At 41.5% G+C, this 22107-nt stretch carries 17 protein-coding genes; 8 read left to right on the top strand and 9 right to left on the bottom strand.

What is annotated here, in order from left to right:
* Nucleotides 1–6: 6 nt before the first annotated feature.
* Nucleotides 7–576, top strand: a complete 570-nt coding sequence (locus NG22_RS08795) for a hypothetical protein (protein WP_053405408.1) — start codon at nt 7–9, stop codon at nt 574–576.
* A gap of 449 nt (nt 577–1025) precedes the next feature.
* Here the strand turns inward: NG22_RS08795 and NG22_RS08790 are convergent, their stop codons facing one another.
* From NG22_RS08790 to NG22_RS08775, 4 genes are all read right to left on the bottom strand, one after another.
* Nucleotides 1026–1943 (bottom strand): S41 family peptidase, encoded by a 918-nt coding sequence (locus NG22_RS08790; RefSeq protein ID WP_053405407.1) that lies wholly within the window; start codon nt 1941–1943, stop codon nt 1026–1028.
* A 593-nt stretch (nt 1944–2536) separates the two neighbouring features.
* Nucleotides 2537–3682 carry a PepSY domain-containing protein gene (locus NG22_RS08785; RefSeq protein ID WP_053405406.1) on the bottom strand — a complete coding sequence of 382 codons (1146 nt, stop codon included), beginning with the start codon at nt 3680–3682 and terminating at the stop codon, nt 2537–2539.
* A 142-nt stretch (nt 3683–3824) separates the two neighbouring features.
* A complete protein-coding gene (locus NG22_RS08780) occupies nt 3825–5060 on the bottom strand; it encodes a DUF4374 domain-containing protein (RefSeq protein WP_053405405.1) in 1236 nt (411 codons plus the stop codon).
* Nucleotides 5061–5064: 4 nt separating this feature from the next.
* Nucleotides 5065–7443 carry a TonB-dependent receptor plug domain-containing protein gene (locus tag NG22_RS08775; RefSeq protein WP_172674355.1) on the bottom strand — a complete coding sequence of 793 codons (2379 nt, stop codon included), beginning with the start codon at nt 7441–7443 and terminating at the stop codon, nt 5065–5067.
* 286 nt (nt 7444–7729) lie between these two features.
* Between NG22_RS08775 and NG22_RS08770 the strand changes: the two genes are divergently transcribed.
* Nucleotides 7730–8587, top strand: coding sequence for a helix-turn-helix transcriptional regulator (locus NG22_RS08770; protein ID WP_157600952.1), 858 nt, complete (start codon nt 7730–7732; stop codon nt 8585–8587).
* 590 nt (nt 8588–9177) lie between these two features.
* Nucleotides 9178–9735, top strand: coding sequence for a pyridoxamine 5'-phosphate oxidase family protein (locus NG22_RS08765; RefSeq protein WP_053405402.1), 558 nt, complete (start codon nt 9178–9180; stop codon nt 9733–9735).
* A gap of 641 nt (nt 9736–10376) precedes the next feature.
* On the opposite strand, the gene NG22_RS08760 is transcribed toward NG22_RS08765, so the two are convergent.
* Both NG22_RS08760 and NG22_RS08755 read right to left on the bottom strand, forming a co-directional pair.
* Nucleotides 10377–10997, bottom strand: a complete 621-nt coding sequence (locus tag NG22_RS08760) for a hypothetical protein (RefSeq protein WP_053405401.1) — start codon at nt 10995–10997, stop codon at nt 10377–10379.
* Nucleotides 10998–11547: 550 nt separating this feature from the next.
* The gene (locus NG22_RS08755) at nt 11548–12495 is read right to left on the bottom strand and encodes an SH3 domain-containing protein (protein WP_082305032.1); all 948 of its coding nucleotides are present in this window, start codon (nt 12493–12495) and stop codon (nt 11548–11550) included.
* Between the two features lie 662 nt (nt 12496–13157).
* Between NG22_RS08755 and NG22_RS08745 the strand changes: the two genes are divergently transcribed.
* The 3 genes from NG22_RS08745 (at nt 13158) to NG22_RS08735 (ending at nt 15414) form a co-directional block, all read left to right on the top strand.
* Nucleotides 13158–13688: a hypothetical protein gene (locus NG22_RS08745; RefSeq protein WP_053405398.1), complete on the top strand. Its 531-nt coding sequence runs from the start codon at nt 13158–13160 to the stop codon at nt 13686–13688.
* A 71-nt stretch (nt 13689–13759) separates the two neighbouring features.
* Nucleotides 13760–14698 carry an ion channel gene (locus NG22_RS08740; RefSeq protein WP_072159238.1) on the top strand — a complete coding sequence of 313 codons (939 nt, stop codon included), beginning with the start codon at nt 13760–13762 and terminating at the stop codon, nt 14696–14698.
* Between the two features lie 74 nt (nt 14699–14772).
* Complete coding sequence (locus NG22_RS08735) at nt 14773–15414, top strand: hypothetical protein (protein WP_053405396.1); 642 nt, start codon at nt 14773–14775, stop codon at nt 15412–15414.
* A 294-nt stretch (nt 15415–15708) separates the two neighbouring features.
* Here the strand turns inward: NG22_RS08735 and NG22_RS08730 are convergent, their stop codons facing one another.
* The 3 genes from NG22_RS08730 to NG22_RS08720 all read right to left on the bottom strand — a co-directional run bounded on the left by NG22_RS08730 (nt 15709) and on the right by NG22_RS08720 (nt 18685).
* Nucleotides 15709–17184 carry a hypothetical protein gene (locus NG22_RS08730; protein WP_157600950.1) on the bottom strand — a complete coding sequence of 492 codons (1476 nt, stop codon included), beginning with the start codon at nt 17182–17184 and terminating at the stop codon, nt 15709–15711.
* Between the two features lie 419 nt (nt 17185–17603).
* Complete coding sequence (locus NG22_RS08725) at nt 17604–18230, bottom strand: hypothetical protein (RefSeq protein WP_053405394.1); 627 nt, start codon at nt 18228–18230, stop codon at nt 17604–17606.
* 137 nt (nt 18231–18367) lie between these two features.
* Nucleotides 18368–18685: an ATP-binding protein gene (locus NG22_RS08720; RefSeq protein ID WP_301280974.1), complete on the bottom strand. Its 318-nt coding sequence runs from the start codon at nt 18683–18685 to the stop codon at nt 18368–18370.
* 202 nt (nt 18686–18887) lie between these two features.
* On the opposite strand from NG22_RS08720, the gene NG22_RS08710 reads away from it, so the two are divergent.
* Together NG22_RS08710 and NG22_RS08705 are read left to right on the top strand one after the other, a co-directional pair.
* Nucleotides 18888–20240, top strand: coding sequence for an MATE family efflux transporter (locus tag NG22_RS08710; protein WP_053405391.1), 1353 nt, complete (start codon nt 18888–18890; stop codon nt 20238–20240).
* A 668-nt stretch (nt 20241–20908) separates the two neighbouring features.
* Nucleotides 20909–21820, top strand: coding sequence for a GyrI-like domain-containing protein (locus tag NG22_RS08705; protein ID WP_053405390.1), 912 nt, complete (start codon nt 20909–20911; stop codon nt 21818–21820).
* The last annotated feature ends 287 nt before the right edge of the window (nt 21821–22107 follow it).

Here is a 22107-nt window from a genome sequence, read left to right as displayed (position 1 = left end):
ATTCTTATGATGAAAAAGTTATTGATATTTTTTAGCGTATTTATGATCACTAATTTTGCGCACGCGCAATATGAGCCTGCTTCGAAATGGTTGTTGGGAGTACATTTAGGTTCCGGTTTTACCTATTCCAATGGAGTGGAGTTGGGGTATTTGGCGACGGAAGATTTTCAATTAAACGCGGGCATAGGAACTGGTTTGGCCGGAGGGAAATTTGGCCTAGGTATGCGTTATTTTTTGCTTTCCGGACGCTACGTTCAGCCTATTTTAGGGGCTCAGTTTTATCGCAATAATGGATTTAGTGATTTGGAAGTAACCTATAACGATGGGTACGATGCTACTTATGGTTATTACGATATTCATGCTAATAATACACTGGTTTTAAATACTGGTATAAAAATTAGAACCAATTCCCGTTTCTCTGTTATGATTGAATTGGGGCACGGGATTGCCTTTGACAATCAAAGATATACCATGACTTCAGGTGAGGGGAATAGTTCCACCAATGCCTTAGCAGGTTTCATTGCTCCTGGAGGTTTTTCATTTGATGTTGGATTTATGCTTAACCTGGGGAGCTAATCATGGATTCCCTGATGAGCGTTATCTCATAAGGAAATGTGTATCCAAGGTGAAATATTTTAAACCGAATTATTCATCGCTAAAATTAGTGGCTTTTATTAAGTTGTTTGTTTTCAATCCAATATGGTTGTATTTACTGATTTATGAATAGTTCAAATTTAGGCTAGCTTGCTTTCTCCTCATTCATCTGCTTCGATGGAAAAAAATGGAAATAGGGAACTATTCCTTCATTTTTCCCGCCTTGCCGCCAAAGTGGTTTTACAATGTATAATTCGAATCAATTCATTTGAAGCATATTCAATTCGGATTAGCTTCTAAAAATAAAAAGGCAAGCCATTCCGCTTTGGAAATTAGCTTACCTTTTTAGTAGCCAGGAGGAGCTTAGTCCTTCAGATGGTTGGGGATGCCCATGGTCATTTTTCGGCCGTCATTTTGAAGGTAACTTATAGTTAATTTACTGTTGCAGTAAGGGTTTTAACAAAATTTTGTAGGCGATCCTCACTATCCTTTCCCTCCATTACAATATCAGGGGTCGTTTTCATTTGCGTATTGGAGCTGCCATCCGGATTGAGGGCCAATTCTCCGGTATACCGGAACATGATCTTGCTGTTCGGTAGCATTTGAATGACGGCGTCAATCGAGCCGGCCCCATCTCCTGCAGTTACTTCTCCTACCACGGTCGCCCAATGGCTGGACTTACAAAAAACCGCCAAGCCCTCTGCCGAGGAGAATACCCCTTTGTTGACCAGTAAATAGATTTTTCCCTGATAGGGGCGCGTCCGTTTTCCTTTGATGGTGATGCTTTCTGACCAGAAATCAAAGTCTTTGGCGTTTAATTCCGGAGGTAAGGCCGGTAAATGCTGTAGGGATTTAAATTTTTCTTTTTTTAGATCAATCGTGCTGAAATAGGTTTTCAGGAAATCGCTTTTCCGGATAGCGTATAAAGCGTTGTATTCTTGGTCTTCATGAGAGAGTAATGGGACCAGATGATCTTTCCAGTAATGAGAATCTCCTCCTTCATTATCTTGAATGTCAATGATCAGATGTGGATAATCCTCAATGGTGGGGAGAAATTGCTCAATGCGTTCTATGTCTTGCTCTATCTGGAAAGTATCAAAAGACCTTATTTTGATTACCGCCACGTTTCCGGTATCAAGGATAGCGCAATTTAGTGATTCAGGGTGATAGGGCTGTTCGTCCTTGGAGGTAAAGGGTTTGTCTTCTACTCCTAATAATTCACTCCAATAGTCATTTCCCTGTTCCAGCGTTCGTCGCCAGTGAGCACGTTCTTCTCCGGCAGTTTTATAGATTTCAAGAAATGCATTTCTTTTTATGGTGGGGAAAAGATCCGTGTGCTGACTTTCCAATTGTTTTAATATATCAAATACGGCAATAATAAATTCCTTATCATTAGTCGTGTTAATGATGTTATTACGGAACTCTTCTTCTTTTTCCAGCCACTTGATTCCATGCGTTCTTTCGAGTTCCCCGAATAGGGGGTAGTTTTCTTTAATGGAATTAAATAAAAATTGGAAGTCTTCTAGTTTTTCCTCCTGCGTTAGTGGTTGGGCAAAGGCAATTTTTAGTGGGAGTAGTGTTAAAAAAAAATAGTAGCGTTATATTTCGCATAGGTCAAGATTTTTATTCATTGAATTTTTTTTCATTCAAATATTAATATTCAATTACAGCAATGATTTTATAGTAACCTAATGTTGGGATTCTAACAAAAAATAATGAATCCCATTGTTGTGGAAAGGGGCCTTCGCCAGCAAGTGCTCTTTTGGAGCTTGGTGAGTTTATGATTTTTGATGGAGCACTATATTATGAAGAGGTGGTTGTTCTACAATAGGTAGGTGGTTGCGATCAGATGTGGGCTGCGCTATAGTTGGTTTTGTTAGTTTGGGTCGATGAGAGGTGAAATAGGAAAGACCAAAGTGAAGTCGATGGTCTATTATTTTATTTATGAGTAGATCTTCTCTTGCCTATGCGAGGATTTTTGGCGCTTCTTTTTACTTCGCCCCCTCCATAGTAAAAAGCCTGTAACGGGCAGACTTGCACTGATGAGACTCGCGAAGAACATCAGAAACTTTCCGGCAAGGCCCAGGATCCCTCCGGTGTGAATGTCGTAATTGAGCTTCATTATTTTTTGTGCAACCGTGGCGTCTTCGTGCCGGCCACGGAAATCCAAAGCGGGATATTCTTCCATGGTAAACTGATCGAAATAGCGCCAGTCCAACCGACCATAAGTGCCATAATCAGGGCTACTATAAGTGGTGATGACCTCCTCCGGGCTTATGGGAAGATAGATGGTGATACCTAAAATTTCGGGGTCGTCAGCCAATACTTTTTGCCAGACCCGGTCCACCATCGGCGTATTGATCGAAGCTTCCTCTTTAACTTTGGATTGTAGTTCGCTCTTTTTTAAATGATCTCCACCACTGAGTAAATAATAATAGCTTTTTTCAAACCATTCGAAAGACCAGACCAGGCCGGTAATAGCGGAGAAAATTAGAATCCAGCAGGCATAAAAACCCAATACGGAGTGGAGATCATAATTTTGACGCCTCCAACTGGCTTTCCATTTGATTTTGAATTTTTGCCGTACGGCTTTTTTATTTTTGTTGCGTGGAAACCAAAGGTATAGTCCACTGATCAGTAAGACTAAAAACAGCAGGGTGGATACTCCGATAATTTCTTTTCCATAGGGGAGTAACAAGCTGATGTGGAGGTAGAGGATAATGGTAAAGAAATCCTTTTCCAGATTTTTGACCTTCAATACTTCTCCGGTATACTGATCGATGAAAGTAAGGTAATAGTAGGGAGCATCATCGGCATAGTGCAGGGCGATGGCGCTGGTTTCGGGATGTTCATAATAAATTCGACGGACCAACATACCATCGGTAGCTTCCAATGCAATTTCTTTGATTTTGGAGGGAGGAAGCATTTGGGTTCCTTTTTCTTTCACCCAGCGGTAGGGTTGACTGATTTCCTGAATCTCATGTTCAAAGGCGTAAATGCATCCAGTGATGGAAACAATAAAAACGACCAAACCGGTCATCAGGCCAAGGATAAGGTGTAATTGACCCAAAAATTTCTTGAAAGTCATGCAAATGCGAAATTGGGGAAGGTTTCCCTTCCCCGGTTACAGAATTGAATAGGATAATGAAGCGGTACTTTTTTGATCTTGACGCTTTATGGTGTAGCCATTGAGGGCCTTTAGGTTTTCAAAAGGAAGACCTTTACCCGGGTCATTTATTTAATACAAAGATCCCTTTCGCATAATGGCCATCAATATGCGCACCTTTTTCGGCAGTTGCGGTTTCTGGGTCTACCTGATAAATATGACCACCCCTGCTGTCCGATACATTAATATATACTTTGCCTTCATGTACCAAGTGAGCCATTCCCCATTCTCCTCCATGTAATGGAACATCGTTAACAACGGTGACGGTTTTTGTAGTTAGGTCAGCAATGGCCAATCCACAAATTGGTGTTTCGGTATTAGGGCCATATGCCGCCCAAAGACCAGAATCGTCGGTGATGGTACGCACTACCATTTTGCCATTACCGGCATAAATGGCATTGTTGATTTTCAATCCACCACTAGCTTGCTCAAAGTTGAAGAAGTAGTCCTCATCAAAATCTGATGCTCCGGCTTTGATTCTCAAGAAGCCAGATGGATTTGTGGGGGTTGGGAAAAAGCCCGAAGCATTACTGGAGGTGGAGAAGGTATAAAGGTCTCCGTTTTCTGTTTCCTGAATGGCCGTGACTGCGGTGTAAACGCCAATGTCTGAAGTGCGGTCATCCGTGATCAGGCCTTCAAATACTAAATCAGGATAACTGTAAACTGCGATCCGGGCCTGGTTGGAATTAGGTGTGGCAAAGGCAGGAATACCACCTTCCTCGCCCGAACCCATCAAGTAATAAGAAAGAAAAACCTGGTTTCCTCTGCGGTAGATGCCGGTGGGGAAGGCGACCAATCCTTCTTCTTGACGCTCATCAATTCTGGTCAGTACTCTTTTGGAAATGGCCATATTGTTTTTGTCGATCACATAAATGGTACGGTCTTCATAGCCGGCGCGGGTGGTACCTACGGCCAACATCACCTCCTCATCCGCGCTGGTAGCAGCATAAATGCCCTGGTCGGTAATTAATGTTTCACCGGTAAGCAGGTTACCATCAGCACCTAAATTATAGGCAGTGGAGATATTGTCACTGGTGTATCCGGTGGCAATAATTTGGTCACCACCACTAAAGAAAGTCATCCAGGCGGGTTGTTCTACGCCCTGACCCATAGGTGAGATTTCCCCGGTTGTCAGGTCATCCACGGTCAGCAATACATCGGTGCCGGTAGCCGCCTCAACAGCCACAACAAATTGTGCTTCTTTTAGGTCTGGTGTAGCAGTTTCATCACTTTCACAGCTCCATAATAATACAGCGGTTAAAGAAAGGACGGATAGAAGAAAAGTAGTTTGTTTTTTCATGATTTTATTGGTTTTTCTGTAAGTAAATTCTGCTTTTTAAGCTGTATGCTCTTCCGGGTTTGGGCTGATTTAAATTATCAAAAACTTCCGCGTCCATGATGTTGGCGATCAGGAAGGAGAAGCTCAATCGCCCTTTTTTCCTGACATAGGTCAATTCAATATTATGCGTCAACTGGGAGGGGATTACCGCTTTGCTGTCCTGGTTGGCAATGGAGGGCCACTGGAAATAAAATTCATGAACATAGCGATGAGTGGTAGCAAAGGAAAGTTCATTTCGGTCATCCAGCGGCAGCTGATAGATCAGGGACAGGTTTCCGAAGAGGTAAGGTTCATTCGGGATTCTGTCCTGGTAAAGCGCGGAGGCTTTATCGTTATTTTTGAGAGACTGATAAGTACCGGAAAAATTCACATTAAGGGTATTATCATAAGCATAGTTTAAGGTCAGATCAAGGCCTTTGGCCAAAACTGCCTCGTCGTTAATATATCGACTTCGGTTCATTCGCGGTTCAAAACGAATATAGTTTTTGGTATCGCGCATGAAAGTGTTCAGCTCCGCCCGGATACTGTGGCTTCCCAATTTATTTAGCCGGAATCCCAGGTTATAATTCTGACTTTCTTCCGCTTGTAGATTTTGGTTCGGGATTACATTCAGTCCATCCCCGAACAACTCATAATACTCCGGAAAACGATAAGCTTTTTCGAAAGAAGCCTTCAATTGGATGTCACCAAAAACGTATGTACTGGCGATCCCTAAACCATTGTTTTGTTTAAAAATTCTGACTTCTTCGGAAGAGCTGCCATCATAGGATGCCTCTACCGCATTTAACTCATATAGATATTTCTTGCCAAAAACATTTGTTTTCCATTTGTCATGAAGGGCTTTAACCGAATAGGATAATCCCAACACGTCTTTTCGTACCTCATTAGGTTCACTAAATTGGGTGTTGTTCTGTGGCTGGAATTCATCTTCTCCCTGTACGGAGAGTTGATTTAGGGAGTAATTAAAGGCCAAACCATGGTGTTCACCCAAACTGTATTCAGTATTGAAATTGCCCAGCCAGTTTTCTCGATTCAGCTGGAAGTTGGTTTTGCGTCCCATCTCTCCTGTGGTGGGATGCACATTGGGTTCATAGTTGCCAAACCAGTCATAACGGTGAGGGCTTATGTCGACCATTTGATCCTGTCCGCTGACATAAACGACATATCCGGCTACATTTAATCGCTTGGTCAGTAGTCCTTTTTTTCGGTAGGATAGGTTCCCGATTTTGCTTTGGGTTTTGCTAAATGCTTCGCCTGTAGGGAAGGCGGAAATTCCGGTGGCATAGGGAGATTGTTGGAATTCATTGTGATTGGCTGAATGCAGGAAGCCGAGCATCAATTCATCCGCAAAAGATTTGTTCTGAAAGCCAGCTTCTGCCCAAACCATATTTGATTGGTAGGCATCATGGAATCGGCGCACATTGGTGCTTTCTTCGGCCAGTTTACCGGTTTCGTAATCCAACAAATGGACATTTACCTTATAGTCATTGTCTGATTGATTGTAAAATGATTTCAATCGGAAGGTTAGGCCACTTTTGGGGTGGTGCCATTGCCCGTTTACAGCGGCTTTATGGGTGTTGAAACTACCAACAGAATAGGAGGCATCCAAAAAAGTAATGGGTTGTTGCTTCAGGCTGATATTTACTGCTCCGCCAAGGGCATCGGATGATAGATGAATGGGAACGGCCCCCTTATAGACTTCAATGGCTTCAATTTGATTGGCCGGGAAATTATTTAAGGTTAGGGAATTACCGAAATAGTCCATCGGGACGCCATTAATGAATGTTCGTACCCGGTTTCCTGAAAGGCCATTTAATGAAAGGTTAAAGCTGGAACCCAAGCCTCCGTTTTCCCGAATATTTACGCCGGAAATCCGTCCAAGAATTTGATTAACATCCACACTTGACTTTTTAAAGGATTCGGCTTCAATGACTTCTATGGCGTATGCTGCCTCACGTAATTGGGTGGCCTCGGACTTTCCCCGAATGATGACCTGATCTAATTCAATGTTTTTGGGCTGCAATTTGATCAGAAGCAGCTGGTTTTCCAGGCTGGAAGCTTTAATGTTCTTTTCAAAGGCGATAAAGCTTAAATGTGATACGGTGAATGTTAAACTACCCTTCGGGGGTTTGTGAAAAGTGAAATAACCACTTTCATCTGAAAGTAAAATCTCTCCACTTGGTTCAATCAGGATGCTGGCGAAGGATACCCCAATTCCTTTTTCATCTATTACCCGTGCCTGATGCGCGTTTTGGGCTATAGTGCTAAGCGGTAGAAAAGTCTCACAAATAACCAACGGTAGCAAAAGAAGGAGTTTATAGGATTGATTTTTTATAGGAGTCATAGTGATCTTGACCAGAAATTTCATTTATTTAGATCAATTAAAAATAGTGGATGCAAATTTGTGAATTCCTTTTTGTGGTGAGTTATGAAATGCGGAATAGTTTTTATGAAATCAGGAATAATGCCTTTGTGCTTTGGATACTGCACAAAAGTTGATTTTTAAGCCCGTTGTTTATCAGTCTTATAGCCTTTTTTGTACTTATTTTTGCTGAAATGTTGACCTCTGAAAACATCAATGTGCGCCTTTACATGAATGGACAAGCCTTGGGGATATCCCCGATTCTAGCGTGTTAAAGGCTGATGGAAATGATAATTGTAATGCTTGGTGCGAGTACTCCTCCTCTCCCAGGGTGGCGCTTGGTTTGGTGTCTCAGTTTGATTGGACGGTCCAGTATTTGGAAATTGAAGTGGAGGAGGAGTCTAAATTAGAAGTGATTTTGAAACTAGGAGGCTTTGCTTATTTCATCATGCTGGAGGATCATATTCCATTTAAAGAAATCAAGCGGGCAGCGCAAGATGAAAATACATCTAAAAGAGGGATTAGCTATCACTTGGAAGTCGCTTTGAAAACAGGGCAGGCAGTAAAAATTTATATCATTGGTTACTCGGAGCAGGATATTCAATCGCTATTGACCGGTAAAAACCATAACACTCCCTCTGTTCGCATTCAGCCCTATGACGCGAGGGTGAGAATAGAAAAGCTATTGCCTTATATGCAAAAAGTGGTTGCAAAAACAGCAGATCGAATGCTGTTGCGGTCAAAATTTTTCGATTTATTGGCCCATATTTTCTTGCTTCAGCAGCCTGTTGAAGAAGACCTTTATGAAAAAGAGGTAATTGCGGCAGAACAATTAATATTGAACAATCCACAACAGCAATGGTCTATTGCGCAATTATCCAGATTGGTTGGGCTGAATGAATTTTATTTGAAAAAGTATTTCAAAACCAAAAATCAAGAAACCATTTTTGAATTCTCGAATCGACATCGTATGGAAAAAGCCCGGGAATTACTTAAAGAAGGAGAGTTGTCAGTGACCATGATTTCAGAAATAGTGGGTTTTCAGCATAGCTCTCATTTTTCTTATGCTTTTAAAAAGTTTTACGGTTGCAGTCCGTCTGTTTTTAGAAAAAAACGATTGCTTTGAGGCAAGTGGATGGCGATCTGTGAACGAAACTATGGTCAGCGTTTAAGGTGAAAAGTAATGGAGTTGATCAGACAGGGGAGTGCAGCGGAAATTTGCCATTGGTTTAGTCTCCAAGACGAATAATGTACACAGCCCAAGCTTTCCGATTCATTAGCCTGTTTTCAAAATTAACCCGGATTATTCAGGCATAAATCCTCGTTTAGCTGTAAGTCGGAAAAAATAAAGGAATAGTTTCTTATTTCAAGTTTTTTCCAACGAAACAGATGAATGAGGAGAAAGCAAGTTTGCCCAAATTTGGGCTATTATAAATTAAAGAAAACAAACATTAAAGAACTGAAGATAAGCCACTTGCGCTTAGTTAATAAATTTAGCGGTGAATCATTCAGGTTAAGTAAGTGATGCCTTATGCATGTTAATAGTTTTATGGATTCAAAGGTTGGTTTTCCCAAAAATACTATAGTTTGGTAGAGAATGGGTATTGAATTAAAATCTGAATTCCAGTGAGTGAAACTGAATCCTTCTGACTAAATTGGGATGATTTTTTAGCACAAGAGGATGCTATTGTACAAAAAGTTTTAAGCACAAAACGCATGAGTCCGGAATTTTTGTTGGAATTAGCAAAAACTGAATTTATTAGGTCCAAAACCACGCCCTATCATCCCTTCAAATACATCGCTTTGGCGACCGTGAATGCCAAAGATGGCTCGCCAGAGGTAAGGACGGTTGTAACACGCGCCATTTCCGAGGAGTTGGGGGTGATTTTTTATACCGATTCCAGAAGTCCGAAAGTACAACAAATGATGAAGGAGGAAAAAGTCTCTTTGCTATTTTATCACCCGAAGAAACAATTGCAAATTCGCATGAAAGGCAGGGCACGAATAATCGCGGAAGAAGAGCAGGCTTTTCAAGATGGCTTGGATCAGGTTCAGGACACCGGTAAAATTAAGGATTATTCTACGGTAGCCTCTCCGAGTAGTAATTTGTTGGCCGGAATCGGGGATCAGCCTTACGGGCAAAAAGTGAATTTTGCTGCGATTGAGGTGACCCCTGAGGAGCTGGATGTGTTGTTGTTGGAGAATGGAGGTCATTATCGGGCGAAATTCACCAAAGAAATTGATGGCTGGGAGGCGAATCCGCTGGTGCCGTAAGGGAAGCCGGAGGTTTGTCGGATGAGGTGAAAATACTTGTGTAAGGAGGTTTTTGGCCACAAATTTTCACAAATTATTTAACCCGAATTAATGCATGCACAAAACTTTGTTTTGCTGCGAGCTGGGAAAAATTGGTAGGATGGTTCCCTGTTTTGTGATTTTTCAAAGCAGCAGGCGAATGTGAGGAAAGCATACTTGGCCAAATTTGAGTGATTAGAAAATCAGTAAAATTAATTTAAGTGAACGGGCCTAATGCTTCTAATCGCGACTTATTAACCGGCTCTACTCGGAAAATCCTCGTTTTGCTGCTAGGCGGGAAATATGAAGGAAATTTTTTTCTGTTTCGAGTTTTTCTCAACGAAGCAGATGAATGAGGAGAAAGCAAGCATACCCAAAATTGAGCTATTGATAATTCGATAAAACTAATTAGAAAATACTGAAAATTAGACACTTATGGTGAGTCACTAAATCTAGCGGTGAATAATTCGGGTTAAATCTAGTGGAGAATAATTTGGATTAAGAAAAACCCCTTTGATTGGTTTTTTAAAATTTTTCAATGCAAAAGACGAGTTGAAGAAAGTTATCAAAGCCGGAGGGCAATCCGGCTTTTAATTTTTTGAAATTTTAATTGGTTCGGAGGGTCAATCCGGTATTTCGGATACTTCCATGGCAAAGGCTTTGAATAATTGAATCGCTCCGGCAATAATTAGCCCATAGGTAATCACATGCCGACCACCCATATCCGAAGCAAAGAAATAACTGAGAACGGTAATGATGATGCCGAAAAGCATCAAGCCTGCTCCCTTGGCGATCGCCCCATTTTTGTTTTCTTTTTCGGTGCGGTGTTTTGCACTATAGTAAGCCTTTCCCCAATCTTTTATCATACTTTCCGATACAAATTCATTGGCCAACACTTTAATCGCGGAATGATAGCCCACCGTCCGCTTAAATTGCTTTAAAGCTTCCTGATGGATAGTGGATCGATAATCATCTATGCCTCTTTTATAGATATATTCAGCCGCCTCTCCTTTAATTTCCTCTTCAATTTGTGATCTTAGAGTGGTGACGGTGGCCCCTTCCTTTATCCATTGATATATCCGTGGCCGATAAGCTTTCCTGAGATCATTTTTGGCCTGATCAATCATTTTTTCAGTTCTCCTAAGGCCTATTTCGGGAATAAGACTTTCCCTTAAGGCTTCCGTACTCTTGCCGGATTTCATTTGCTCGAGGAGGTCAGATTTAGTAGGTGGAGTGGTAATCATATTGATTATTTAAATTAAAAAATGCAATATAATGGGACTTTACAATCTATTATAGAGTTGAAAGATATTATTTACTGGTAAGATCAGGAGTACAATTTTAGATGATTTAAGCCGAATTATTCATCGATAGAATTTTGGTTAAAAAGTAAGGGTCTCTTTTTGAGGGAGTTACGGTGGTGTTTGTTTTTTTAGCCCAAATTTGGATAAGCTTGCTTGCTTCATGCATTGGCTTCTTTTGGGAAAAACGCGAAATAGGAAAAATTCCTTCATTTTTTCCGCCTGGCAGCTGAACGTGGGTTTAAGCATGATGAGAGCGTGTTTAATAGCTCACCATCCGGCCGCAAATTCGAATTATTAATAGCGATTTTGAATAATTTCTCCACAATAGCGATGCTATTCTTTCTAGATAATCGGGTTTCGTTTCTGCAATACTTCAAATTTTCGCTGAGAATTTTGGCTTTTAAACTCATTGTAAACTGGCTTAAGCATAAGGGCATAAAAAAAGCGAAGCCCATTATGGACTTCGCTTTTTCAATAGGATATTCTGGGCTTAGAAGTTGAATCTCGCGCCAATACCAAATTGTGGAATCACACGACTTGGAGCCACAAACTGAATCATCATATCAAATTCGGTAAAGAAGGAAACCGGAGCTGTAGGAAGGGTATATTCTAATCCCACTACGCCATCTAAACCAAATTCAACCCGGGTGATGCGGTCGCGAGCATCTACCCAGCGGTCACGTCCGTTAGTATAGATGCGCTCGCGGAAACGATATTCACGGGTTAGGAAACGGAATTGTGCACCAAATCCATAGTACAGACGCAAGCCCTGTACATCTCCCAGCTGAGTAGAGAATAAATAGTGACCCTGAAGAGATACAGAAGAGGTAGGTACGGAGCCTCTGTACTCATAATCCTGACGATAAAAACGATCTCTTTTGTAGAATTGGCTTTGGTAGCTATAGCCCCACTGATGGGTGCCTCCCAAATTGATTTCGAAAGCTCTGCCACGCGCTAAGTATTTCTTAACGGTTAATCCAAATGGATCTCCTATTCGAAGTCCAATTCCCCAGTCATATTCATTAGCGTAAACTTGTGAATTTGATCGGGAAGATGAGCCACCAGAGGAGCTACTGTTGTTGGACGAGTTGTTGCTTGAGGATTTTGAAGAATTCGAGCCGTTGTTGGATTTATTCCCTTTAGCGTTATTCTTGTTGCTCTTGGACGAGTTGTTATTCTGCTTTTTAGGTTTATTCTCGTCAATATATTTAGAAGAGATGTAGCCTGTGTTGCCTTTGTATTTTACCTCTACCCATTCATCATTTGTTCTGGAGATCACATGTACCTTTTCGCTGTAAGGAATAGAAGTAATCACCTCGCCGGAGGTAGAAGGTGCTGATCTTAAATTCAGTCCATTCCCGGACTGTACATACATTTGTTTTTGTGCATAAGCATTTAAGCCCATGAACATTAACATGATAAATAGAATTCTTTTCATTTTGTAAAGATAGATTGAATTGCGAAGGTAAGGAGAGAAGTAGGTATTGTGAATTAAGTCGGCGTTAGGTTGGTGTGTAATTTTAATTAGTTTTTTACACAAAAATCTAAATTTTAATATCTGGATCTGTATTGTTCATTAAACGAAACAGTTATTGATATCTACAATGGTATACTTATATATTGGATTGTAAATAAAAGTTGAATTTTTCATATGAAGTTAAGCCTGTGTTTAAAAGCATACCATCCGGCTGCAAATTCGAGTAATTTAACCACAATAGGGATGTTGATCTCCCAAAATAATCGGGTATCGCTACTGCAATTCTTCAAATTTTAGCTTCGAATTTAGGCTTTAAACACGCGCTAAATATGAATGATGGATGCTTTAATCCTTCTATAGCTGTAAGAAGGGAAAAAGGAAGGGATTTTTCCTATTTGGAGTTTTTCCAAAGCGGCAGCAAAAAGAGGTGGGAGCAAGCTTACCCTAATTGGGGCTATAAAAAGATTAGTGATACTAACCACAATAAGCAGGTTGTGAATCCTTTATCATAGTATACTAAATATAGCGGTGAATAATTCGGCATCAGAATGCTAATCGGGCTCAATCATTGGTAAAATGAATAAATATCCCTTACTTTAGCTTTTAAGACTTAATCAGTGGATATGGAAGATAATTTAATATATATAATATACATCGTTCTGGCTATTCTTTGGGCGATCTTCAAGCCCAAAAAGAAGAAAAAGCAGGAAGAGCTTCCATTTGAAGACGAGTATCCACCATCCGGATCGGAAGCGCAAAATCCCAATGAGCCCCCCTTAAGTTTTGAAGAAATTCTGGCGCAGCTTTCCGGGCAGCCAGTAAAAAAACAGGAGCAGGAGCAAATATTGGAAGAAGAGGAAGAGCTACCGGTAAGAACGTATTCCTCTCCTTTTCGGGAAGAAGCCCAACCAGAGGCTGAATCCCTGAGTCCTGCTTATGAGGTGAAGCAGCCGGCAGATGAACCTCTGAGCGAAACAAGAAAGTCTTCGGAAAGCCTTATGAAATCTGTAGAAAATGCTGATAAGGAAAGGTTAGGCGCCTTCCGGATGCCCAAAAAGAAAAAATCTGCTAGTAAATATGGCAAACGCCTGAGATCAAAAGGCGGATTAAAAGATGCTGTGATCATGGCGGAAATAATCAACAGAAAATACTAATTTTGGAGTTTGAAACTCCTTGAAAAATATTGGGGGAGGCAGCTTCCCCTTTTTTATTGCCTCAACTATTTATGACAGAAGAAGCCAAGTCTAAAGCATTAGAAAAAGATCTGGGTTTTGCCCTGGATTCTCGCAATCGGGCCACCAGAGTAATCAACGATGACGGATCCTTCAATGTCCGCTACCAGGGCTTTAGGGAAATTAGCCTTTATCAGCAACTTTTGTCTTATTCCTGGAGGAAGTTTTTCCTATGGACAGGCCTGACCATGATGGCCATCAACTTTTTCTTTGCCGGCATTTTCTTTTTAATCGGGCCCCAGCACTTCTCAGGGATCACCGCTACAGATCCTTTTAACGAATTTCTGTTTTACCTTTATTTCAGTTTCCAGACCTTTTCCACGGTGGGCTATGGAGGCATCACTCCGCTGGGGCATTGGGCTAATATTTTCGCCACCATGGATTCCCTCATTGGCTTATTGTTCGTGGCCATGGCGACTGCCTTGTTTTTTGCCCGTTTTTCTCAGCCCCGGGCGAGCTTACGCTTTTCCAAAAATATCATCCTCGCGCCCTATAAAAAGGATAGTAAGGCCCTTATGTTCCGGTTTGTCAATAACCGCCGCCATTCCATGACCGAAGTGAACATCCGCGTGGCTTCCCGAATGGAGAAAAAAATGGCCGATGGTACCTATCATAGTAATTTCCAGGAATTGCCGCTGGAACGAAATGAAATCATGTTCTTCCCTTACAACTGGACCATTGTGCATGAAATAGATGAAGAGAGCCCCTTCTATCATTTTTCTAAAGAAGATTGGAAAAAGCCATTTGAAGTGGTGATCCTGGTCAAAGGCTTTGATGAAGCTTATGGGCAAACCGTGCAGCAGCGCATGTCCTATAATGAATCCGACTTTCTTTATGGCCGGAAGTTTGAAAAAATGTATTCCAGAGCGGAAGATGGGGTGATGGATGTCTTTATAGATGAGTTAGATACTGCCGGTCGAAAACCGCTTTAATTTTTTTTACAGAGGGAGTAGGGGTGAAATCGTTTTGGCTTATCTTAATAGTGAAACCGGATAATATAAACGATATGAAACAGCTTTTACTTTTTACCCTGGCGATTTTGTTCTCTCTGAATGGCCTGGCAGAGGCCTTTGTGGAGGATGCTCCTAAAACTTTAGCAGGCAATAATTTTCACAATGGTGGCTATGGAGCCGTCATGTTCCATGGAACGACCTTCAACGGTAAATTCTTACCCATGGCCGGCCTTCGAGGGGCCTGGGTGATTAACCGCGCCCTGGGCATTGGCCTCGACATGCAGGGCTTTATCCCCTCAGAAGTGTACCGGGTGGATGTCCGGGAGGGATTCTTCAGAGGAGAACAGGATGCCCGCCTGGCTGGTGGATATGGTGGTTTACTCCTGGAGCCCGTCATTTTTTCCAACAATGTAGTGCATGCTACTTTTCCGCTTTCTGCCGGTGCCGGCTGGGCAGGTTATCTGTCAGATTTCCTGAGTGATGATTATTTCTATCATCACGGCGAAATCTACGATCAGTCCACCTTTTGGTATTTCCGGCCTGGGGCAGCAGTAGAAATTAATGTGGCATCTTTCTTTCGGATCAATCTGGGCGTCTCCTATATGATGGCCACCAATTTTGCGCTCATCTCCACTTCTTCCAACGCCCTGAATAATTTTCAGTACAGCCTTGGATTGAAGTTCGGAGGCTTTTAAACAGCCCCCCTCTCCATTTTTTTTTTGGGCCTGGGCTGGCCGCCCACCGCGCTGGCGGCACTCGCTCTTTGGGCAGGCGATCAGGGATGGATATCTAAATGCATCTCCTGCCCAAAGGAGCTCAAACAACCGGCGCTGCCGCTGCCTTCATCGCTGGCCCGCCCTTTATCTGCACCGGCCTGTGGAGGGCTTTCACGTCCTGCCTTTTGCAAAATATTTCCTTCGTTCAAGACAAAAAAATATTCCGATGTAGGTCAAGATAATTAAGGAAAAAAAAGACCGCGCAAGCAACCATTACATTGGAACGTAATAGATTACTTGTGCTCTATTCCAATGCATAACCCCATCAATTTCTTGTGCATCCTCATGCAAATACTGACTCAGGTCAATAAAAAAATCTTTGCCTCCGGTGAAAACTGTCGCAAAATCAGGGTTCACATTTTCTGGAAGTTGTAGCTGAAATACTGTTTCCCGATCAAAATGAAAATTGGTAATCCCAAGAAAATTCCTTGTTTCAGGGCAAATAGCGGTATACGTTATTATATCCACCTGATCTCCGCTCGTACTGAGTTTTATCGCTTCATCTGAAATCTCATATTTGACTTCTGGTTGATAGGTAGGCAAATTGGTAAGTATATGGTTTCTAAGCGCATAAACTATATTTGCTTTTGTTCTGATATTAGTAGTAAGGTGCTCACTCGTATTCCCAATAAAGAAATTTGCCTCATAAATATCCTCCTCCTTACTTCTCCAAAGGAGGCGATTAGGATTCATTGGGGTTCGGGAAATATCAGTTTGACCAATTTGCGAGATGGCATAGGGAGATTTAAAGGTGACCTCCGAAGCAGGTGTTGGGTTGATGCCTCTGGCATCTATTGCTGTATTCTCCTTCCCCATGGGAATACTCCAGTAGTCATCAAATAATTTTCCGCTACCTTCAATGTCACGGTGGATGTTAAGCCGTAAAACAAAGTCATCTAGGAAATGCCAATGAAGGTCAAAAGTGAATAGCGCATACTCTGATTTGAACTCTACTTGTTGATTTTCAAAATCATAGGCTGAATCTACCCAAAAATGATGCTTTTCGGGTGGTATTCCCTCTTTGTAAGGTAATTTGGCCACTACTTTAAGAATATACTTGCTTTGTATTGCAGTTGGAGAAATTATAGGCTCCGGAGATTCAAACTTCACGGTTCTTGGGTTATAGGTCAAATCGTACCGATCATTCGCATCTGCCTGGCTTGCATGAGCAATCAGGATGTTTTGTTCCGGCGAATCATCCGGAGCGTAGAGCACCTCCTGTTCATTATTCGGATCGCAAAAGTCTATCGCTTCTGTTAAAATATGACCTTCATGATCCACTGCCCAATAATAAAAATGTTTCCAATCCGTTTTTGGGTTTTCAGGAAGCAGAATTACATTGTCCACCTGTACCTGCCAGGATTTTTCAAAGGCGGCATCCCCATTTCGAGGCGTAGCCAATACCGTTAATGTTTTAAGTCCATCTTGAATGACTCTGGAGTTGAAGGAGATTTGAAATGGGGCCTGTTGACTGCTGCCAATTTCTTGCTCATCCATAAGGTAGCGAACACTTTTCAGGCTTTGTAATTCCGGAAGGTTGGCTAACTGAATTTTCGCTTCACGCCCGCGGATAAAATCTTTGCCTACAATTTCAATCTCGATCTGCTCAGATTCGATGTCCGGAATAATATCTTGCTGGCAGGAAAACAGCAATATGCAAAAAGCAATAAAAGGTAATAGTGGTTTCATCTAGTTGTTTTTGGCTATTGCTCCACAAGGATCAAACCCCTTTTACCTTTATTCAATTAGAATGACCTTATAATCGTCTTATCTTGATATCCTCCATCATTTGACTTGCTTTCCTTTTTTAGTTTTGCGGATAAAACCCCAATAAACTATCCTTTATCCGAGTCAAATTCCCTGAACTGATTTTTGATTGGGGCTATTCCTTAAACATGATTCTTCCTGCATAAATCTCGTTTAGCTGCTAGGCGGGAAAATGAAGGGATTTGTCCCACTTCACTTCTTTAACAAAGCAGATGAAAGGGGAGAAAGTGAGCTCACTCAAATTTGGGCTACTAAAAAATCAGGGATAATACTCGTATGGAGATAGAAATAAATCCATTGGGTAGGGGGTGTGAGCCTGGTGGTTTGTTATCCCTATTAGTTTATACCCACTTTGTTAATTTGTGCCGGTGTTTAATCACCTGAATTTCCTGATAGCTCATATCTCCTTTTAGTAAATAAGTACGGCCCACTTTTCCATAAGCGCTTTCGTGGAGTTGATATCCATTTTCATAATAAGCCAAAAACAGTTCGGTAAGTCCAATTTCCTCCTTCATGCGGTTTATTTGAAAAGTACAGGAGAAGTTTTTAGCACCTTTAACTTCAAAAGTGTTTTGACTTCCATCAATGAAAAGATTTTTGTTCTTGTACCCTTCCACATAAAACTTGATCTGATCTGTGTGCTTATCAAAGGGTGTAAAAACGTCATTGACGGAATAGCCCTCCTCTGAAAATTTTATTTTACCTGAGACAACTGGCTGAGTTACGTTATATGCCTGCCCTTTCATAAAAACACGAGGTACTTTAATCATCCAATAGACAAAGTAAAACATGATTGAGAAAATGAAAATCACAAACAAGTCATCTCCAATGAGTTGTGCGATTTTTTCTCCCAGTCCAAAAAGGTTAAGAACTGGGAATAATAAAATAAGGTAATAAGCCCGTTCTGCTTTTTTCTTTTTCTTTACCCTTTCCTTATTCACAATATGTTCAGTAATATCGAATTCCATTTCGCTCAAACTGATTTTTTATTTACAAAGCTAGAATTTCCGTATAGAGGGAACAATGAGATTTAAATTTAATATTATCCTGTTCCGTGTAATCTCCAACCAAATGGGTACCACCCTTCCAATCGAAAAGGGTACCATTAAAAGTAAAATAAATAGGCTAAAAGCCCATGGTTGTTTTCAATAAAATATTCCTGTTGCATAAGATTCATTGTCTCTCTTAATCGATAAGACTCCCCTTCCATATTGATCAAATGAGGTTTGTGAGTCAGCCGGTCACTAAAGGCTGCTAATAGGACTGGGTCAAGGAGTATTTCATGCCATTTCTCAAAGTCCAGATTTACGGTTTTGTAAATGTAATTTTTGTCCATAAAATATAAGGTATCAATTATTATTAATAAAATAATATTTTGAATTGGTAAAATGGATCGGAGCCTTCCGAGAAGCGGAAAATGCAATTTTAATGATTCTTCTTTCCACTTTCCTTGGCCAACCGTGCTCAATTGTTACCACTTTTGGCACGATATTTAGGTTAATCCCTCTCTCCTGGGTTTTGAAGAGACACAATCGCTTGCAGTGAAAAAGGGAGATAATTCAAAGCCAAAGGCACTGTACAATGGTTGATAATGATATCTTTGCGGATATTAGGAATAGAATAAAATGGGGAAATCAAATTCAAATCAGCAAGCCGGTTTGTGGAAAATCACCTGGCCGCTTTTTTTGGAGATTTTATTGTTCATCATGATGGGAAATGCCGATACCCTGATGCTGAGCCAGTATGCCGATGATGCAGTGGCGGCGGTGGGGGTATCGAATCAGGTGTTGAACCTGCTGGTGATCATGTTCGGCTTCGTGACGACGGGTACTGCTATATTGGTGGCGAATGCCCTGGGTGCTCAGCGGGAGGAAAAAGCACGTGATATCATTACGGTTTCTTTTTGGGCAAATGGATTATTCGGACTGATCATCAGTCTGGTGATGGGACTTTTGGGTTGGCAGATCATGCAATGGATGAACCTGGAAGCAGCTGTGCTAGAGCAGGCGGCTCAATATACGCAATGGGTAGGTGGCTTCCTGGTGGTACAGGCGCTGGTCATGACGGTTAGTGCTTCACTGCGCGCTCATGGCTTTACCAAGGATTCCATGATGATTACCCTTGGCATGAACATTATCAATGTAATCGGAAACTATATTTTAGTTTTCGGGCCCTGGGGACTGCCTTCTTACGGCGTGATGGGAGTGGCTTTTTCAACCACCTTTAGTCGGATTTTGGGGATGATCGTGGGCCTGGTTTATCTGCAATATAAGCTCAAAAGACCGATAAAACGCTGGAGCAAAATCACCGCTCCAACGAAATATTTAAAAGAATTATTGCGAATTGGTTTACCTTCGGCAGGAGAACATTTGACCTATGACGCCACCCAAATGGCGGTGACTTATATCATTACTTTTATGGGGACTGCTGCCCTGACTACCAAGGTTTACGCCACGAATATTGTGATGTTTATCTTCTTGTCCGCCATTGCGATCGGGCAGGGGACACAGATTTTAGTGGGTTATAAAATGGGAAGTAAAGCCTTTAAAAGTGCTTATCAGCAGGGGATTCAAAGTTTGAAAATAGCCATTGGCATTTCCTTTTTGGCGGCCATAGTGGTTTATATTTTTGCCGATCCTATACTGGCCATCTTCACGCAAGATCCAGAAATAACGGTAGTGGCCAAGCAAATTTTATTGCTCTCCATCCTGATGGAGCCCGGCCGTGCTTTTAATCTGGTGATGGGTAATGCCCTGCGGGCCAAAGGGGATGTCCGCTATCCGATGTATCTGGCGATGGCTTCCATGTGGGGGGTAGCCGTTGTTTTTTCTTATGTTTTTGGATTAGGTTTTGGTTGGGGACTAATCGGTTGCTGGCTCGCCTTCGCCATGGACGAATGGTTGCGGGGCGTATTGATGTTGATCCGGTGGAATAAAGGTTTCCGGGATACCGGGGCTTTGAGGGCCATGTCTTTTTAGCCCGATTTCTCGCCTGCAGATTCAATAATTCTTTTTAAGTGGCTTATTGCTAGAGAGGGAAGGTTTTTTCTAATTTTTAATAGGCCAAATTGGGAGGAGCCTGCTTTCTCCTTATTCATCTGTTTCGGAGGAAAAAACTCAAAATAGGTAACTATTCCTTCATTTTTCCCGCCTTGCAGCTAACCGCCCGGCTTTTTCATAAAATTAAAAAAGGACAAATTATAGGAATGATCTAGTTTCCAATGAGAGTTTATTTGATTTGAGCGCTTGTTTATGAGTTAGCTTTCTATCTTTTACAGTATTGCCTTTATAGTATAAAATCTTCCATATCAACATCCGGCCTTGATCAATGGGCGGATAGACAAAGGTTCTGCTGGCGATAAGAAGGCATCACAGCGACATTTTAGCCATATTTCACCAGTTTCCTGCCCTGTCCAATGTCGCCTTGATAGATTCCGCCAGCGGGTTCTTTGTCCCGCCAACATTGATCACAAGCCTTGATTTTTTTGTTTCGTTTTTTATCAAGAAAAAATGAAAAAGAAACGATTTATGATTAAATATAAGGTGTTGAATGGCTGATCTAGCTTTTTATGAAATCGCCCTGCAGCTAAATGAGGATTTAAGCAGGAATAATCCGGCTTAGAAAGCACAATTTTAATTTGATAACCATGGATAACAATCTGAAAGCCACTTATGCAGGGAGAATGAATGAGGTTTTTACCTATATTGATCAGCACCTGTCCGGAGATTTGTCCCTGGAAAAGATCGCCGGGGTGGCTCATTTTTCCCCTTTCCATTTTCACCGATTGTTTAAATTTATCACGGGGGAAACACCGGGGGAGTATGTACAGCGCCGCAGAATTGAAAAATCGGTAAGCCTGCTCCTGCATCAGCAAAAATCGGTTTCCGAAATCGCCCATGTCCTGGGGTTTAGTGACGGGTCTGCCTATTCCAAAGCTTTTAAAAAGTTTTATGGCATAAACCCCTCCGCTTTTCGTCAGGAGCATCCGCATCGGCTGGAACGAATTCAATTTCCAAATAGCAAGATCGGACATGAATATCCTGATGCGGAGGCTTATCTTCGGAAATTAAATCATCTGAAAGCATGGATAAATATGGAAGCTAAAATTGAAGTAAAGGAGATAGCCCCAATCGAGGTGGCTTATATTAATTGTACCGGACCTCAAAATCTGGCTGCTACTTTTCAGCAATTGATCTCTTGGGCGGCACCAAAAGGACTTTTTGACCCTACCAGCAAAATGGCGACGGTCTATTATGATAGTTTTAAAGTAACGCCGGCAGAGAAGGTAAGAATGAGTGCTTGTCTTTTGTTGGAATCACCTCTAGCAGCAGAGGGAGCTATCGGCCTTCGCACCCTGGCCGGAGGGAAATACATTGTGGGAAGCTATGAGATTCTCGTGGAGGAATTTGAAAAATCCTGGACCGCTTTGTTTTTGTGGATGAATGAAAATGGTTATGCGATGGGAGATGCCGAGCCTTTCGAGATTTATCACAATAATTTCAATGAGCATCCGGAGAAAAAGGCCATAGTGGATTTTTATATTCCGGTGAAGAAATAGCGGGGAAGTATGTTACTTCACTCGTTCATTCTAGGACAAGGAATGCGGTGAGATTCTTGAACCCCAAATTTCACAAATTTTCACCCATGGATTGTACATTTTTTTTGGGAGGGATAACATTGTTCGTTTCCTTAGATTTTATTTCCCTTTTTATCATCATGAAATGAGGGTGAGAACTGGATTGACAAAATTAATTGTCTAATTTGAGTAATTCTTATATTTGAATAAAGTCAAGATTATGCAGGCCAGAGATCCTTTTTTGTCCGGCTGTACAATCCGGGAAATAC

It is taken from the genome of Persicobacter sp. CCB-QB2 (genome assembly GCF_001274635.1).
Classification (GTDB): Bacteria; Bacteroidota; Bacteroidia; order Cytophagales; family Cyclobacteriaceae; genus Persicobacter; species Persicobacter diffluens.
Note: the sequence above shows the minus strand (reverse complement) of the source record. Positions and strands in the feature narration are given on the sequence as shown.